Annotated in this window: 13 protein-coding genes; 8 read left to right on the forward strand and 5 right to left on the reverse strand. The window is 75.7% G+C overall.

Annotation, left to right across the window (positions count from 1 at the left end; all coding sequences use genetic code 11):
- Positions 1–75 precede the first annotated feature (75 nt).
- The gene (locus tag ACFZAU_RS19060; RefSeq protein ID WP_500553107.1) at positions 76–1,446 is read left to right on the forward strand and encodes a GNAT family N-acetyltransferase; all 1,371 of its coding nucleotides are present in this window, start codon (positions 76–78) and stop codon (positions 1,444–1,446) included.
- On the opposite strand, the gene ACFZAU_RS19065 is transcribed toward ACFZAU_RS19060, so the two are convergent.
- A complete protein-coding gene (locus tag ACFZAU_RS19065) occupies positions 1,400–2,575 on the reverse strand; it encodes a trans-sulfuration enzyme family protein (RefSeq protein WP_500553108.1) in 1,176 nt (391 codons plus the stop codon). The genes ACFZAU_RS19060 and ACFZAU_RS19065 overlap by 47 nt on opposite strands.
- Positions 2,576–2,634: 59 nt before the next feature.
- Here ACFZAU_RS19065 and ACFZAU_RS19070 point away from each other — a divergent pair, with 59 nt between their 5' ends.
- From ACFZAU_RS19070 to ACFZAU_RS19090, 5 genes are all read left to right on the forward strand, one after another.
- Positions 2,635–3,117 (forward strand): Lrp/AsnC family transcriptional regulator, encoded by a 483-nt coding sequence (locus ACFZAU_RS19070; RefSeq protein WP_499600754.1) that lies wholly within the window; start codon positions 2,635–2,637, stop codon positions 3,115–3,117.
- A 48-nt stretch (positions 3,118–3,165) separates the two neighbouring features.
- Positions 3,166–4,842 (forward strand): DUF885 domain-containing protein, encoded by a 1,677-nt coding sequence (locus tag ACFZAU_RS19075; protein ID WP_500553109.1) that lies wholly within the window; start codon positions 3,166–3,168, stop codon positions 4,840–4,842.
- Between the two features lie 217 nt (positions 4,843–5,059).
- On the forward strand, positions 5,060–6,007 hold the full coding sequence (locus tag ACFZAU_RS19080; protein WP_500553110.1) for an ATP-grasp domain-containing protein: 948 nt from the start codon (positions 5,060–5,062) through the stop codon (positions 6,005–6,007).
- The gene (locus ACFZAU_RS19085) at positions 6,004–6,546 is read left to right on the forward strand and encodes a GNAT family N-acetyltransferase (protein WP_500553111.1); all 543 of its coding nucleotides are present in this window, start codon (positions 6,004–6,006) and stop codon (positions 6,544–6,546) included. The genes ACFZAU_RS19080 and ACFZAU_RS19085 overlap by 4 nt, the downstream gene beginning before the upstream one ends.
- A gap of 42 nt (positions 6,547–6,588) precedes the next feature.
- Entirely contained in the window at positions 6,589–7,398 is an 810-nt protein-coding gene (locus ACFZAU_RS19090) for an ATP-grasp domain-containing protein (protein WP_500553113.1), read from the forward strand.
- Positions 7,399–7,416: 18 nt separating this feature from the next.
- On the opposite strand, the gene ACFZAU_RS19095 is transcribed toward ACFZAU_RS19090, so the two are convergent.
- Positions 7,417–7,959, reverse strand: coding sequence for a rhodanese-like domain-containing protein (locus ACFZAU_RS19095; protein WP_500553114.1), 543 nt, complete (start codon positions 7,957–7,959; stop codon positions 7,417–7,419).
- Between the two features lie 94 nt (positions 7,960–8,053).
- On the opposite strand from ACFZAU_RS19095, the gene ACFZAU_RS19100 reads away from it, so the two are divergent.
- A complete protein-coding gene (locus tag ACFZAU_RS19100; RefSeq protein WP_499600760.1) occupies positions 8,054–8,503 on the forward strand; it encodes an Lrp/AsnC family transcriptional regulator in 450 nt (149 codons plus the stop codon).
- On the opposite strand, the gene ACFZAU_RS19105 is transcribed toward ACFZAU_RS19100, so the two are convergent.
- Together ACFZAU_RS19105 and ACFZAU_RS19110 are read right to left on the reverse strand one after the other, a co-directional pair.
- Positions 8,468–11,470 carry an AAA family ATPase gene (locus tag ACFZAU_RS19105; protein WP_500553115.1) on the reverse strand — a complete coding sequence of 1,001 codons (3,003 nt, stop codon included), beginning with the start codon at positions 11,468–11,470 and terminating at the stop codon, positions 8,468–8,470. The genes ACFZAU_RS19100 and ACFZAU_RS19105 overlap by 36 nt on opposite strands.
- The gene (locus ACFZAU_RS19110; RefSeq protein WP_500553116.1) at positions 11,470–12,627 is read right to left on the reverse strand and encodes an exonuclease SbcCD subunit D; all 1,158 of its coding nucleotides are present in this window, start codon (positions 12,625–12,627) and stop codon (positions 11,470–11,472) included. The genes ACFZAU_RS19105 and ACFZAU_RS19110 overlap by 1 nt, the downstream gene beginning before the upstream one ends.
- A gap of 201 nt (positions 12,628–12,828) precedes the next feature.
- Here ACFZAU_RS19110 and ACFZAU_RS19115 point away from each other — a divergent pair, with 201 nt between their 5' ends.
- The gene (locus tag ACFZAU_RS19115; protein WP_500553117.1) at positions 12,829–14,469 is read left to right on the forward strand and encodes a serine/threonine-protein kinase; all 1,641 of its coding nucleotides are present in this window, start codon (positions 12,829–12,831) and stop codon (positions 14,467–14,469) included.
- A gap of 87 nt (positions 14,470–14,556) precedes the next feature.
- On the opposite strand, the gene ACFZAU_RS19120 is transcribed toward ACFZAU_RS19115, so the two are convergent.
- A complete protein-coding gene (locus ACFZAU_RS19120) occupies positions 14,557–15,186 on the reverse strand; it encodes a YigZ family protein (protein ID WP_500553118.1) in 630 nt (209 codons plus the stop codon).
- Positions 15,187–15,209: the final 23 nt, after the last annotated feature.

Raw genomic sequence — 15,209 nt, forward strand, 5'->3', positions numbered from 1 at the left:
CGACATGGGACACCCTTTACCCGTCGGTCACAACGCGTTCGTGCTCACGCAACACCAGTTCGGCATGGTGTTCGCATGCGAGAACTGACTTCCGCCACGGCGGCCCCCGCCGCCCTCGCGCGGCGGCAGCACCACTGGCGCCGCGACGTCATCGAACTCGCCGCGCTCTTCGTGGCCGTGGCCACCGCCGACCTCATCGCCAACCTCGTCGGGCACGCCCCCGACGGCCCCGCCCTGTTGTGCCTGTCGGCCGCCGCGCTCGGCGCGACCGCCGGCTTCCACACATGGTGGGCACGCCGGCACGTTCATTCGCCCCCACCCGCCGCGGGCCACGCCGGGGACCGTACGACGGAGCCGGGGGAAAGCTCCGCCGACGAACGGCCCGACGCGGGAACCACGTTGTGGCGGGTCCGCACCACCGTGCGGGACAGCCCGGGCAGCCTCGCCGCCCTCTGCGCCGCGCTGGCCGGGCGGGACGTGGACATCCTCACGCTCCAGACCCACCCCCTGGCCGAGGGCACCGTGGACGACTTCCTGGTCCGCGCCCCGGCCGCACTCGCGCCGGGCGACCTGACGCGGGCCGTCGCCGACGGGGGCGGGCGGGACACCTGGATCGAGCGGGCCGACGCCCACGACCTCGTCGACACCCCGACCCGGGTGCTGGGCCTGGCCACCCGCACCGCCATGGACGCCGCCGAACTGCCGCTGGCCCTGCGCCAGTGGTTCGGCCGCTGCACGATCAGGTCCACCCCTCCCGGCACGGCCGGCCCCGACCCGGCCGAGGACGTCCTGGAGGGCACGGTCATGCGGCTGCGCGACCCGGCGGGAGGCACCGTGACCGTGGAACGCGCCTACCTCCCGTTCACCCCGACCGAGTTCGCCCGGGCCCGCGCCCTCGTCGAACTCGACGCGCAGCTCGGCGCCCGGCTGCCGGACGGCCGTGCCGTCCTCACCCTGCCGGAGGGCAACGAGATCAGCGTCCGCCGGGCGGGCCCCGAGGACCTCGAGGCCGCCCGCGAACTCCACGACCGCTGCTCCACCGCGACGCTGGCGCGCCGTTACCACGGCCCGGTCGCGGACGTGGACCGCTACCTGACCCACCTGCTCAGCCCCCGCTTCGGGCGGACGCTCGCCGTGCAGACGGTCTCCGGCCGGCTCGTCGCCCTCGGCCACCTGCTGTGGGACGGCGACGAGACCGAGGTCGCCCTGCTGGTCGAGGACACCTGGCAGCGCCGCGGCATCGGCCTGGAACTGCTGCGCCGCCTGGTCGCCCAGGCCGTCGACGCGGGGTGCGAGAGCGTGTACGCGGTGACCCGGGCGACCAACACCGGGATGGTCGCGACGATGCGCCGCCTGGGTCTGCCGCTGGACTACCAGGTCGAGGACGGCACGCTCGTCATCACCGCGACGCTGTCACCGGCCGGCGCGAGCGCGTCGCTGCGCTGAGCGCGATGTCCAGGTCCTCCCAGAGGTCCTCGACGTCCTCCAGCCCGACCGACAGGCGCAGCAGCCGGTCGCTGACGCCCGAGTCGTGCCGGTCGCCCTCGTCGACGATGCGGTGACTGATCGAGGCCGGGTGCTGGATGAGGGTGTCGACGCTGCCGAGGCTGACCGCCGGGGTGATCAGCCGGACCCCGGCGATCACCTCGTGCGGGTCGCCCTGGACCTCGAACGCGACCATGGCGCCGCCGATCCGCGGGTAGTGCACCTTCGCCACCCGCGGGTCGGCGGCCAGCCGCTCGGCCAGCGCGGCCGCCGTCGCCGAGGCGGACCTCACCCGGACCGGCAGCGTGGACAGCCCGCGCAGCAGCAGGTAGCCCGCGAGGGGGTGCAGCACCCCGCCGGTGGCGAACCGGACCTTGCGCAGCGCCCGGGCGAACTCCTCGTCGCAGGCGATGATCCCGCCGAGGACGTCGCCGTGGCCGCCCAGGTACTTGGTGGCGCTGTGCAGCACGATCCTGGCGCCGCTCTCCAGGGGCCGCTGCAGGACGGGCGTGGCGAAGGTGTTGTCGACCAGCAGCGGCACCTCGCCGCAGGAGTGGGCGACGGCCCGCAGGTCGACCTCGGCCAGCGTCGGGTTGGCGGGGGTCTCCACGATCACCAGGCCGGTGTCGGGGCGGATGGCGTCGGCGATGCCGGCCGGGTCGGTCCAGGTCACCTCGGTGCCGATCAGGCCCCCGGTCAGGAGGTGGTCGCTGCAGCCGTACAGCGGGCGGACGGCCACCACGTGGCGCAGCCCCATCGAGGCGCGGGCCAGCAGGGTCGCGGTGAGGGCGGCCATGCCGCTGGCGAAGGCCACGGCCGCCTCGGCGCCCTCCAGGCGGGCCAGCGCGGTCTCGAAGCGGGCGACGGTGGGGTTGTCGAGCCGCGAGTAGACCGGCGGGCCGGTCAGTGCGGCGCCCGTCGCGGCGAAGTCGTCCAGGCGGGCGGCCTCGGCGCGGCTGTCCCGCGAGGGGTAGGTGGTGGACAGGTCCAGGGGAACGGCGTGCAGACCGAGGTCGGCGAGGTCTTCGCGGCCGGCGTGCACAGCCTCGGTGGCGAGGGCGCGGGTGGGCGCCGATGCTGTCGTGTCCATGGCCCGATGCTGAACAGCTACCGGCACGTAGCGGCAGCAGCCCGTGTTAACTTCGGCCGATGTCCGATTCTGTGCTTCTGGATCCGGTCGACCTCGAGATTCTGCGGCTGCTGCAGAACGACGCACGGACGACGTACAAGGACCTCGCCGCGGCCGTCGGCGTGGCCCCGTCCACCTGCCTGGACCGGGTCGCCCGGCTGCGCCGTACGGGAGTGATCCTCGGCCACGAGCTGCGGGTGGACCCGGCCCGGCTCGGGCGGCCGCTGGAGGCACTGCTGGCGGTGCAGGTGCGGCCGCACCGCCGCGAGCTGATCGGCCCCTTCGCGGAACGGGTGCGGGCGCTGCCGGAGTCGCGGGCGCTGTTCCACCTCACCGGGCCCGACGACTACCTCGTCCACGTGGCCGTCGCGAGCACCGGCGACCTCCAGCGGCTGGTCGTCGACGAGTTCACCTCGCGGCCCGAAGTCGCCCGCGTGGAGACCCGGTTGATATTCCAGCACTGGGACTGCGGCCCGCTGCTCCCGCCCACGTCAGGAATATGATCGTCAATGGTGATGACGGAGCGGGCCGCTCCGTACCAGGATGTGACCATGCCCGACACCACCGGCAGCGCGCTGCCCCGCCGGATCGCCGACGCGTACGTCGACGCGGTCACCGAACTCGACCCCATCACCGCCACGTACCTGGGGGTGCGGACCGGACAGGACCGGCTCCCCGACTTCACCCCGGCCGGCCTGGAGGCCCAGGCCGAGCTGGCCCGCCGCACGCTGGCCGACATCGACGCGGCCGAGGTGCCGGACGACGACGAGCGCCGCTGCGCGCGGCTGCTGCGCGAGCGCTTGACCGCCGAGCTGGCCGTGCACGAGGCCGGTGAGGGCCTGCGGGCCGTGAGCAACCTGCACTCCCCCGTCCACTCGGTGCGCGGTGTCTTCATGCTGATGCCGACCGCGACCGACGAGGACTGGGCCGACGTCGCCGCCCGGCTGCGCGCCGTCCCGGAGGCCCTGGCGGGCTACCGGGCGTCCCTGGAGGAGGGCCTTTCCCGCAAGCTGCCGGCCGGACCGCGCCAGGTCACCACGGTCGTGGAGCAGCTCGGCGAGTGGCTGGGCGAGGACGCGGGGGCGAGCTGGTTCGCGCAGTTCGTGGCGGAGGGCCCGCAGTCCCTGCGGTCCGAGCTGGACGCGGGCGCCGCCGAGGCCACCGCCGCCGTCGCCGGCCTGCGCGACTGGCTGCGCGACAGCTACGCCCCGGCCGTGGAGGGCACTTCCGACGCCGTCGGCCGCGAGCGGTACGCCCGCTGGGCCCGCTACTGGACGGGCTCCGACCTCGACCTGGACGAGGCGTACGCCTGGGGCTGGGAGGAGTTCCGGCGCATCGAGGCCGAGATGCGCGTCGAGGCGGAGAAGGTGCTGCCCGGCGCCACCCCGATGGAGGCCCTGGCGCACCTGGACGAGGCCGGCGAGGCCATCGAGGGCGTCGACGCGGTCCGCGAGTGGCTGCAGGGGGTGATGGACGAGGCCATGGCGGCGCTCGACGGCACCCACTTCGACCTCGCGGAGCCCGTCAAGCGCGTCGAGTCCCGCATCGCCCCGCCCGGCAGCGCCGCCGCGCCGTACTACACGTCGCCGTCGCTGGACTTCTCCCGCCCGGGCCGCACCTGGCTGCCCACCCTGGGCCGCGAGCGGTTCCCCGTCTGGGACCTGGTCAGCACCTGGTACCACGAGGGCGTCCCCGGCCACCACCTGCAGCTCGCGCAGTGGGTGTACGTCGCGGACCGGCTCAGCCGCTACCAGGCCACCCTGGGCCAGGTCAGCGCCAACGCCGAGGGCTGGGCCCTGTACGCCGAGCGCCTGATGGACGAGCTCGGCTTCCTCACGGACGCGGGCCGCAGGCTCGGGTACCTCAACGCGCAGATGCTGCGGGCCACCCGCGTCATCCTGGACATCGGCATGCACCTGGAGCTGGAGATCCCGCAGGACAGCCCCTACCGCCCGGGCGAGACCTGGACGCCGGAGCTGGGACGGGAGTTCTTCGGGCGCTTCAACGGCCTCAGCGACGCCATGCTGGACAGCGAGATCATCCGCTACCTCGGCATGCCGGGCCAGGCCATCGGCTACAAGCTGGGCGAGCGCGCCTGGCTCGCCGGCCGCGAGGTCGCACGCAAGGCCCACGGCGAGTCCTTCGACCCCAAGGCCTGGCACATGGCCGCGCTGTCGCAGGGCTCCCTGGGCCTGGACGACCTCGTCGACGAGCTCTCGAAGCTGTAGCGAACGGGCGGTGCGCAGGGTGGCGGGGCCCGGGTCGGCCCCGCCACCCCTTGCGTGCCCGGGGGCCGGTACGCGGGGACGACCGGCCGCACGCCCACCGCCGGCGCCCGGTCCACGGTCTCCTGGCGGCGCCCGCCCCGACGGGTCGGCGCCCGCCCCCGACAGGTCGGCGACAGGTTGCCTGCCGGCGGCCAGGCCGGACGGATAGGGTGCGGGTATGGGGGTGTTGTTCGTCTTCTGCGCCGACGCGCTGCGGCCGCGCCGCGTCGACGCGCACTTCGCGGCCGAGGCCGACGCGGTGCGCGCGCTCGGCCACGAGGTGGCCCTGGTTGACCACGACGCCCTGCTGGCGGGCGACGCCACCGCCGCCTGCTCACGCGTCCCCCGCGGTGCGGGACCCGCCTGGTACCGGGGGTGGATGGTGTCCTCGGAGCGGTACGCCGCGCTGTCCGCGGCCCTGGCCGAACGCAACGTCGTCCTGGGGACCTCCCCCGGTCAGTACCGACGGGCGCACGAGCTTCCCGGCTGGTACGGGACGTTCGCCGAGCACACGCCGCTCAGCACGTGGCTGCCCGTCGAACCCGGCGGGACGCCTCCCGGCGCGGCGGAGCTCGCTGCGGCGACCGCGCCCCTCGGCGGCGGCCCTGCCGTGGTCAAGGACTACGTGAAGTCCCGCAAGCACGAGTGGGACGAGGCGTGCCACGTCCCCGCGCTCGCGGACACCGGGCGCCTGGCCTCGGTCGTCGCCCGCTTCGCCGCGCTCCAGGGAGAGGACCTCACGGGCGGCGTCGTCGTCCGGGCCTTCGAGCCCTTCGTCACGGCGGCCGGAGAGGCCAGGGTCTGGTGGACCGGGGGCGAACCCGCGCTCGTCACGGCTCACCCGGACACCCCGGAGCTGCGTCCGGCACCGGACCTGGAGGCGGTACGCCCCCTGGTGCGCGAGCTGGGCTGCCCCTTCGTCACCACCGACCTGGCGCTGCACGAGGACGGCCGGTGGCGGGTGGTGGAGGTCGGCGACGGGCAGGTCTCGGACCTGCCTGCCGGCGCCTCACCGACGGTGCTCGCCGCCGCGCTCTCCGCCCTGGCCGGCGAACGCGGCGGACCCCTCCCGTCCCACGGCGACCCGTCCGACCGATCCCCGCTGCGAAACGGTGCCGCCCGATGATCCCTCAGGCCTCCCGCGCCAACGGCCGCCTGGTGCTCAGCCACGGCCGGCTGACCCTGCGCGAGCAGGCGCCGGACGATGCGGCGCAGCTGGCCGACGGGAAGCCGGCCGGGCTGGAGTGGATCGACGGGGGGCCGGGCGAGGGGACCATCATCGCGGCCGGGATGGCGACGATCGCGGCGGCCGCCGGCGTGTTCGCCCCGGGGTGGGGGCTGTTCGTGATCCAGCGGTCGCGGGACGGCCTCGCGCTCGGCGGCATCGGCTTCCACGGCCCGCCCTCCGCCGTCGACGGGCAGGTGGAGATCGGCTACGACCTGTCGGAGTCCGCACGCGGCGCCGGCTGGGCGACGGACGCGGTGCTGGTGCTGTCCCGGTGGGCGCTGAGCCGTGCCGAGGTGCACTCCGTGCTGGCGACCACCGACCCGGGCAACCGCGCCTCACAACGGGTGCTGCAGCGGGCGGGCTTCGGGCGGATCGCGGACCGCGACGCCCAGTGGGCGTACGAGTTGCGGCCGGTCGGCCAGGGCGCGCCGGCGTAATCGGCTGTCGCGGCGCCCGCCCCCTGCGGCACCATCGGGACCGTGAACACCGTGCCCCCGACGCCCCGGACCCTCTTCCTGTCGCCCCGGGTGACCGCCACCGGCCACGCGCTGGCCGCCGCCGCCCGCCGGCGCGGCATGGCGACCCGCACCCTCCCGACCTGGCGGGTGCCGCAGGACGCGGCGGGCACGGTGGGCCCCTCGCTGTACGCGGGGCCGCTGTTCGCCGACGCCGTCGCCGGGGACCTGGGCCTGGGGCTGCTGGAGGCGGACGAGGACTGGCTGGCACGGCTGCCGTTCGAACTCGTCGGGCGGAACGTCGGGTTCACGACCCTGGCCGAGGCCCGCGCGCTGCGCCGGCCCGCCTTCATGAAGCCGCCGAACGACAAGAGCTTCCCGGCCAGGGTGTATCCCGACGGCAGCGGTCTGCCCGGCCCGGACGCGGTCGACGACGACGCTCCCGTGCTGGTCAGCGACATCGTGGCGTTCGCCGTCGAGTACCGGCTGTTCCTCCTGGACTGCGAGGTGGTGACGGGCAGCCGCTACGCGACCCGCGGCGAGCTGGACGTGGCGCCGCTGGACGGCGACCGACTGGCCGGCGAGGTACGGGACTTCGCCGCACGGCTCTTCGCGCCCGGCGTGCCGGAGCTGCCGGGAGCGGTCGTGGTCGACGTCGGCCGGACCGCGGACGGCTGGGCGGTGGTCGAGGCCAACGCGGCCTGGGCGAGCGGCCATTACGCCTGCGACGCCGACGCCGCACTGGACGTCGTCCTGCGGGCGGCGGCGCCGCTCGCAGGGGTCGGGCCGCGGGACCGCCGGTTCCTGCGGCCGGCCGTCTCCGTCGTGCGCTGAGGCCGCCCCGCGGCGGCCTCAGCAGCCGCAGTCGTCCGCGCCCACGGGGGCGGTCAGCGGGTCGGCGGCGCGCCGCACGGTGCCGTCGGCGCTCTCGTGGGCGAAGCCCTCGCGGATCCAGTACTCCATGCCGCCGAGCATCTCCTTGACCTGGTAGCCGAGGCCGGCCAGGGCGTGCGCGGCGCGGGTGGCGCCGTTGCAGCCGGGGCCCCAGCAGTGGACGACGACGGGCACGCCGCGGTCGAGGAGGGCCGCGGCGAGCCGCGGGACGTCCGCGGTGGGCAGGTGGACGGCGCCGGGGACGTGGCCCTGCTCCCAGGCCTCGGTGGAGCGGGAGTCGACGACGACGAATCCGGGTGCGGCGCCGGTCTCCGCCGCGGTGGCGAGGGCGGCCGCGACGTCGGACACGTCGGTGTGGAAGGCGAGGCTCGCGGCGAAGTACGCGGCGGCCTCGGCGGGAGCCGCGGGCGGCACGCGCAGCACGGGGTTGCCGGCAGTGGGAGCGGGGCCGGCAGTGGGAGCGGGGGCGGCGGTGACGGTGGCGGCGGTCGGTGTCGTCATGGCGGTAAATCTACGAACCGCGGGCCGCCGTCTGAAGGGCCGTTCCCCGGCGTCCGCCTTGCCCGGCCGGGGATTTCCCTGGTAGCCAGGGGTTATGACCGTGGATTCCCTCGACGCCACCGACTGGCGCATCCTGGACGCCCTGCAGCGCGACGGCAGGGCCAGTTACGCCGAGCTGGCCCGTGCCGTGTCGATGTCCCCGAGCGCCGTGACCGAGCGGGTCCGGCGGCTGGAGGAGGCGGGCGTGATCACGGCGTACACGGCCGTGGTGGACCTGGAGCGGACCGGGCGCCCGATCCTGGCGTTCGTCCGGCTGCGCTACCCCCACGGCAACTACAAGCCGTTCCACGACCTCCTGGAGTCGACCCCGGAGATCCTGGAGGCCCATCACGTCACGGGCGACGACTGCTTCGTCATGAAGGTCACCGCCCGCTCCATGCGTCACCTGGAGGAGGTCACCGGCCGTGTCTCGGGCCTCGGGCCGGTGACGACGAACGTCGTCTACTCCTCACCGCTCCCCCGCCGTGCGGTGGCGGAGGGCTGACCCCCGCTGTCCCTTGACGACCTGCAACTGGGCGGGGACGCGCTGCCGCAGCTCGGCGACGTGGCTGACGATGCCGACGGCGCGGTCCCGTTCGCGCAGCCCGTCGAGGACGTCCAGCACCTCGTCGAGGGTCTGCTCGTCGAGGCTGCCGAAGCCCTCGTCGACGAAGAGCGTGTCGAGCCGGGCGCCGCCCGCCTCGTCCGTGACGACGTCCGCCAGGCCGAGGGCGAGGGCCAGGGAGGCGAAGAAGGTCTCGCCGCCGGAGAGCGTGGCGGTGTCGCGCTCGGTGCCCGTCCAGGAGTCCACGACCATCAGCCCGAGGCCCGACTTGACGTTGCGCGAGGCGCGGGCGTCGGTGTGGACGAGGGTGTAGCGCCCGGAGGACATGCGGTGCAGCCGGGCGCTGGCCGCGGCCGCGACCTGCTCCAGCCGGGCCGCGAGCACATAGGTCTCCAGCTCCATGCGCAGGGTGTTCTCCCCGGCGCCGGTGGCCAGGTCGGCGAGGCGCCGCAGCCGCGCGTACTCCTCGCGGGCCGGGGCCAGCGCCCTGGTGCCGCGCGTCGCCTCGGCGCGCAGCCGGTCGAGGGCGTCGCGGGTGGTGTGCGCGGCGGACTGACGGGCGGCGGCGCCGCGCAGCCGCGCGGTTGCGGCCTCCACGGCGCGCCGGGCGGCGTCGGGGTCGGCCGGGGGCAGCGCGGCAGCCTCCGCCAGTTCCAGCGAGGTGAGTTCGGCGGTGACCGCGGCTTCCTCGCGGCGCCACTCCTCCGCACGCTGCCGCAGCCGCCGCAGTTCCGTCCCGGGGAGCACGGCGGCGGCCGCCGCCTCGGGGGTGGGGAAGCCGGCCTTGTAGGCGGCGTCGGCCAGGTCGGAGTCGGCGTCCTTGAGCGCGCGGGCCGATTCCTGCGCGGCGCGGGCCGCCGCCGCGGCGGTCGCCGCGCGTTGGGCGTCGGCCGCGAGCCGGCTACGGCATTCGGCGACGGTGGCGTACGCGCCGCGGGCCCGCGCCAGCCGGGCGGCCAGTTCGGCGTCCTCCCGGTCGAGGAGTTCCCGGCGGGTGGTGAGGGAGGCGAGGCGCTGCCCGGCCTCGTTGCGGTCGGCGGCACGCCGGGCGTGCTCCGCGAGGGCCCGGTCGAGCGCCTGGCGCGCCTGCGGCGCTTCCGCGGCGGCGCGGGTGGCGGCCCGGTACTCCTCCTCCAGCGCGGCGTGCGCGGCGGCGAGTTCGGGCTCCGGTTCCGCTCCCGCGGTGGCCAGGGCCGCGTCGTGGGCCGCGGTGAGGCGTACGACCTGCTCCTGCGCGGTGTCCCTGACGGCGGCGGCCCGCTGCTGGGCCTCCTGCGCGGCCTCCTCGTCGGCGCGGCCCACCTGGCGGCCGGTGGGGCGGGCCGGGTGGGGGTGCTCGGTGGCACCGCACACCAGGCAGCCTTCGCCGGGGCTGAGCCGGGCGGCCAGTTCGGCGGCGATGCCGTTGATGCGGGCCTCGCGGACGTCCTGCCAGTGGTCGCGGGCGTCGGCGGCGGTGTCGCGCGCCGCGCGCAGCCGGTCCTGCGCGGCGAGCAGCGCGGTGGCGTGGGTGTCGCGCTCCCGGGCGGCGTCGCGGCGGCGGCGGGCCCGGTCGAGGGCCCCGGACAGTTCGGCGGCGCGGGTGGCGGCGGACTGGGCGGCGTCCACGGCCCGCTCACGGCCGAGGCGTTCGGCCTCCCAGCCGTCGAGCCAGCCGGCCGTGTCGGCGATCAGCCGCTCGTCCTCGGCGGCCTCGCGCTCCACGCGCCCGCGGTCGTGGGCCAGTTCGGCGGCGCGCTGCTCGTCCCGGCCGGCGTCGGCGAGGGAGCCCAGCTCCTCCCGGAGCCGGTTCTCGTACTCCGCGAGCTGTTCGGCACCTGCCTCGTACCGCTCGGCGGGCAGGCCCGCGCGGGCGGTGCGCTCGTCGGCGGCCGCGCGGGCCTGCCGGGTGGCGGCGCGCTCGCGCAGTTCCAGTGCGGGCACCACGGTCGCGGCCCGCTCCGCCGTCGCCAGCAGTTCCTGTTCGCGGTCGCGGGCCTCGCGCTCGCCGGCCATGGCCTGGGCGCGGCGCCCGGCGGCCGCGTGCCGGCCCTGCCGTACGGCGAGCTCGCGTGCTTCCTCGGCCTCGCGCTGGGCATGCTCGTGCGCGGCCTCCGCGGCCGTCACCGCGAGGTCGGCGGCGTCGACGCGCTCGCGGGCGGTGGTGGCCAGGACGGCCGCCCAGCGCAGGATGTGCCCGGCCAGTTCCGGGTCGCCGGCGGCGACGCCGTCCGGTGACGGCCCGGCGAGGGCGTCGGGGTCGTCCCCCGCGGCCTGGCCCATGCGCTCGGCGAGCCGCAGCAGCTCCCCGTCCCCGGCGGCGACCCGCTGCTCGGCGGCCCTGCGCTCGGCCCGCAGCCACTCCTCGACGGCCTTGAAGCGGCGGGTGTCGAAGAGTTTGCCGAGCAGCGCGGCCCGCTCGGTGGCGGTGGCCCGCAGGAACGTCGCGAACTCGCCCTGGGGCAGCAGCACGACCTGGCAGAACTGCTCCCGGCTCATGCCGATGAGCTGCTTCAGCTCCTCGCCGGCCTCCTGGTGGGACTTGCTGAGCGCCCGCCACTCCCCCGCGGTGTGCTCGCGCAGCAGGGTGACGGCCTTCTCGATCGTGTAGCCCGTACCGCGCTTCTTGGGGCGGGGCTGCTCGGGCCGCCGGGTGATCTCCAGCCGCCGGCCGCCCACGGTCAGGTCGAGCACGACCTCGGTGAGCGTGTCCCCCTCCGCGTGGTCGCTGCGCAGCCGGTTGCCCTGCCGGCTGCCGGGGACGCCGCCGTACAGGGCGAAGCACACCCCGTCGAGCACGGAGGTCTTGCCGGCGCCGGTCGCGCCGTGCAGCAGGAAGAGCCCGGCGGCGGAGAGCTCGTCGAAGTCCACGGTGTGGCTGCCGGCGAACGGCCCGAAGGCGGTCAGGGTCAGACGGTGCAGGCGCATCAGTCGGTCTCCGCCCGTGCGGCGTCGCTGCGGACCGCGTCGAACGCGTCCCGCAGGACCGTCCGCTCCGCGGCGTCGGGGGCGGTGCCCCGGACGTGGGTCACGAAGTCCTCGGCGATCTGGCGGTCGGTGCGGCCGCGCAGGCGCTGCGCGTACGAGGCGTGGGGGTCGTCGACGCGCTCGGGCTCGAAGGCCAGCGCGAGGGCGTGCGGGAACCGCTTGCGCAGGCGGGCCATGGGCTCGTGCGGGCGGTGCGGGTCGGTGAGGGTGGCCTCGACCCAGGAGTCCTCGTGCCGTTCGTGCGCCCGGTCCGCCAGCAGCTCCTCGAGGTGGCCGCGGATCCTGGCGAGCGGCCGGGGGACGGGGCAGTCGACCCGCTCGGCGGTCACGGAGCCGTCGGCGCCGAGGTCGACCAGCCACATGCTCTTGCGGTGGTCGGCCTCGGAGAAGGAGTAGGCGAGCGGGGAGCCGGAGTAGCGCACGCGCTCTGAGATCGTCTGGCAGCCGTGGAGGTGGCCGAGGGCGACGTAGTCGACGCCGTCGAAGACACCGGCGGGGACGGCCGCCACACCGCCGACCGTGATGTCGCGCTCGCTGTCGCTGGGCGCGCCGCCCGCGACGAAGGCGTGGGCCAGCACGACCGAGCGGGTGCCCGCGGGGCGCGCGGCCAGGTCGGCGCGGACCCGTGCCATCGCGGCGGTCAGCACCTCGGTGTGCCCGGCCCGGTTGAGGGTGAACTCCTCGCGCACCAGGGCGGGTTCGAGGTACGGCAGCCCGTACAGGGCGACCGGCCCGTGCGCGTCCGCGAGGACGACCGGCGTCGCGCACCCGGCCGGGTCGGTCCGCAGGTGGATGCCGGCGCGGTCGATGAGGCCGGAGGCCACGCCCAGCCGGCGGGCGGAGTCGTGGTTGCCGGAGATCATCACCGTGGGCACGCCGAGGCCGGCGAGCCGGTGCAGCGCGTCGTCGAAGAGCTCGACGGCGGGCAGCGAGGGCAGCGCCCGGTCGTAGACGTCGCCGGCGACGAGGACGGCGTCGACGCGCTCCGCCCGCACCGTCGCCACCAGGTGGTCGACGAACGCCGCCTGGGCCTCGAGGAGTCCGACCCGGTGGAAGGACCGCCCCAGATGCCAGTCGGAGGTGTGCAGCAACCTCACCGTGGCTCTCCCGCCCGCCCCGCCCGCATGTCCCGTTCCTCCGGCTCACGTTCCGCATGCTCCGCACGGGCCCCGGCGTCCCCACCGGTCCCGTGCGCTTCGACAGCAGGCTATCCGCCACCACTGTCAACGCGTCGGGCGAGTCCGAAGTCGGGCAAGGTCGGTCAAGCCGTGTCCCCGCCCGCCCGTACGATGTCCGCCATGACGGCGAGCGACTCCGGCAGACGACTGATCGACGGCCGCTTCGAACTGCTGGAACGGCTGGGCGGCGGCGGCATGGGCCTGGTGTGGCGGGCCCGGGACACCGCCCTGCACCGCGAGGTCGCCCTGAAGGAAGTGCGCCCGCCCGAACCGGAGTTGGCCGACGCCGACCCCGAGGCGGCGGCGAAACTGCGCGAGCGCGTGCTGCGCGAGGCCCGCGCGCTGGCCCGGGTGCACCACCCCAACGTCGCGACGATCCACCACATCGTGGACACGACGGACCTCGCGCACCCCTGGCTGGTGATGGAGCTGGTGACCGGCGGCTCCCTCCAGGACCGGCTGGCCCGCGGCCCGCTCACCCCGCCGGAGGCGGCCGCCGTCGGCCGCGGCGTCCTTGCGGGCCTGCGCGCCGCGCACGCGGTCGGCGTCCACCACCGCGACGTGAAGCCCGCCAACGTGCTGCTCCGGCCCGACATGACGCCGGTGCTCACCGACTTCGGCATCGCCACGCTCCGCGACTCGACGCGGCTGACGACCACCGGCGGGCTCATCGGCTCGCCCGAGTACATCGCCCCCGAACGCATCCGCGGCGAGGAGGGCAACCCCGCCTCCGACCTGTGGTCGCTCGGCATGCTGCTGTACGTCGCGGTGGAGGGCGTCCACCCGCTGCGCCGCGAGACGAGCATCGCCACGCTCGTCGCCGTCCTCGACGAGCCCCTGCCGCCGCCGGCCCGGTCCGGACCACTCGCCCCCGTGCTGACCGCCCTGCTGGTACGGGACGCCGCCGCACGGCCGGACGCCGACCGGCTCGACCGGATGCTCGCCGACGTGGAGCGCGGCGCGGCGCCCGCGCCTCTGCCCTCCGCGCCTGTGCCCTCCGCGCCCCCCGGGCCCGTGGACGCGGCGCCCGGCGGTTTCGGGCCCGCCCCGGCGACGTACCAGCCGATGGCGCCCCACGCGTACTACCCGCCGCAGCAGCCGACCCGCCCCACCCCGCTCCCCGCGCCGCGCGGCGGCGGCCGCGCCGGCCGCGTCGTGGCCGCGGCCACCGCGGTCGCGGCGGTGGGCGTCGCGGGCGTCCTGCTGTGGACCCTCCTCCCCCAACTCCGCGGCGACGGGGACGCGGGCGCGGCGGGCAAGGGCGGCACGACGTCGTCGAAGGGCACCCGTTCCTCCGGCGCCCCGAGCACGGCGGCTTCGAAGAAGCTGCTCTCACCGGCCGGGGGCCGCTCCATGGCGGAGGTCGTGAAGTCGGTGTCGGGCGGCACCAAAGTGGTCGACCTCACCATCTACGACGACTACGCGAGCTTCAGCGCGCCCAAGAAGACGGACGACACCGTCTTCGACAGCTACTCGTACCGCGACGGCAAGGTCGACGAAGGGATCATCAAGGGCACCATCGACGCCGACGACACGGTCGTCGACCTCGAGACCGTCAACTGGGACGCGCTCCCGGCCCTGATGAGCCGTGCCGACAAGGAGTGCAAGGTCAAGCGTCCGACGGCCGCCTACGTGGTGGTGAAGCCCGACATCATCAGCAAGAAGCCGTCCATGTACTACTACCGGTCCGACGAGTACCGGACCTGCTTCATCGAGGCCACCACCAAGGGCAAGGTCACCGACGTCCTCGCCGGGGACTGACCTCCCGGACGGGCGAACCCCGGCGTGTACGGTGCGCGCCGCGGACCGCTCGGCCCGCAGGCGGCCGACACTGACGTTCCCGGGTGGTCAGACGTCCACGAAGGCGCTGCCCGCCACCTCGACGCCCGCGGTCCCGGCAGAGGCGTCGGCGAGCCAGGCCCGGAAGACGGCCAGTTCCTCCTCCGGCACGCCCAGCTCGATGCGTACCTCGGCCGCGCCGTAGGCGACGCCGCGCACCGTGCGGCCGGCGGCGCGCAGGTCGTTCTCGATGCGCCCGGCCCGCTGGTGGTCGGCGACGACGGTGACCAGGGCGAGCTTCTGCCGCTCCACGGTGCCGAGCTCGTCGAGGGCCGCCGAGACGGCGCCCCCGTAGGCGCGCACCAGGCCGCCCGCGCCGAGCTGGATGCCGCCGTAGTAGCGGGTGACGACGGCGACGACGTCCCGGATCTCGCGGCGCAGCAGCACCTGCAGCATGGGGGTGCCCGCGGTGCCGCCCGGCTCCCCGTCGTCGCTCGCCTTGTGGACCCGGCCCTCGGCGCCGATCACGTACGCGTAGCAGTTGTGCGACGCCCCGGCGTGCTCCTTGCGGACGCGGGCGATGAACTCCTGCGCCGCCTCCTCGCCGGACACCGGCGCCAGCGCGCACAGGAACCGCGAGCGCTTGATCTCGCTCTCGTGGACGTGCTCGCGCCCGATCGTCAGATACCGCTCCACCACCCCGCCACCCTACGGGAACAGCC

The sequence above is a fragment of the Streptomyces sp. NPDC008238 genome, assembly GCF_042956445.1.
In the GTDB taxonomy this organism is placed as follows: domain Bacteria; phylum Actinomycetota; class Actinomycetes; order Streptomycetales; family Streptomycetaceae; genus Actinacidiphila.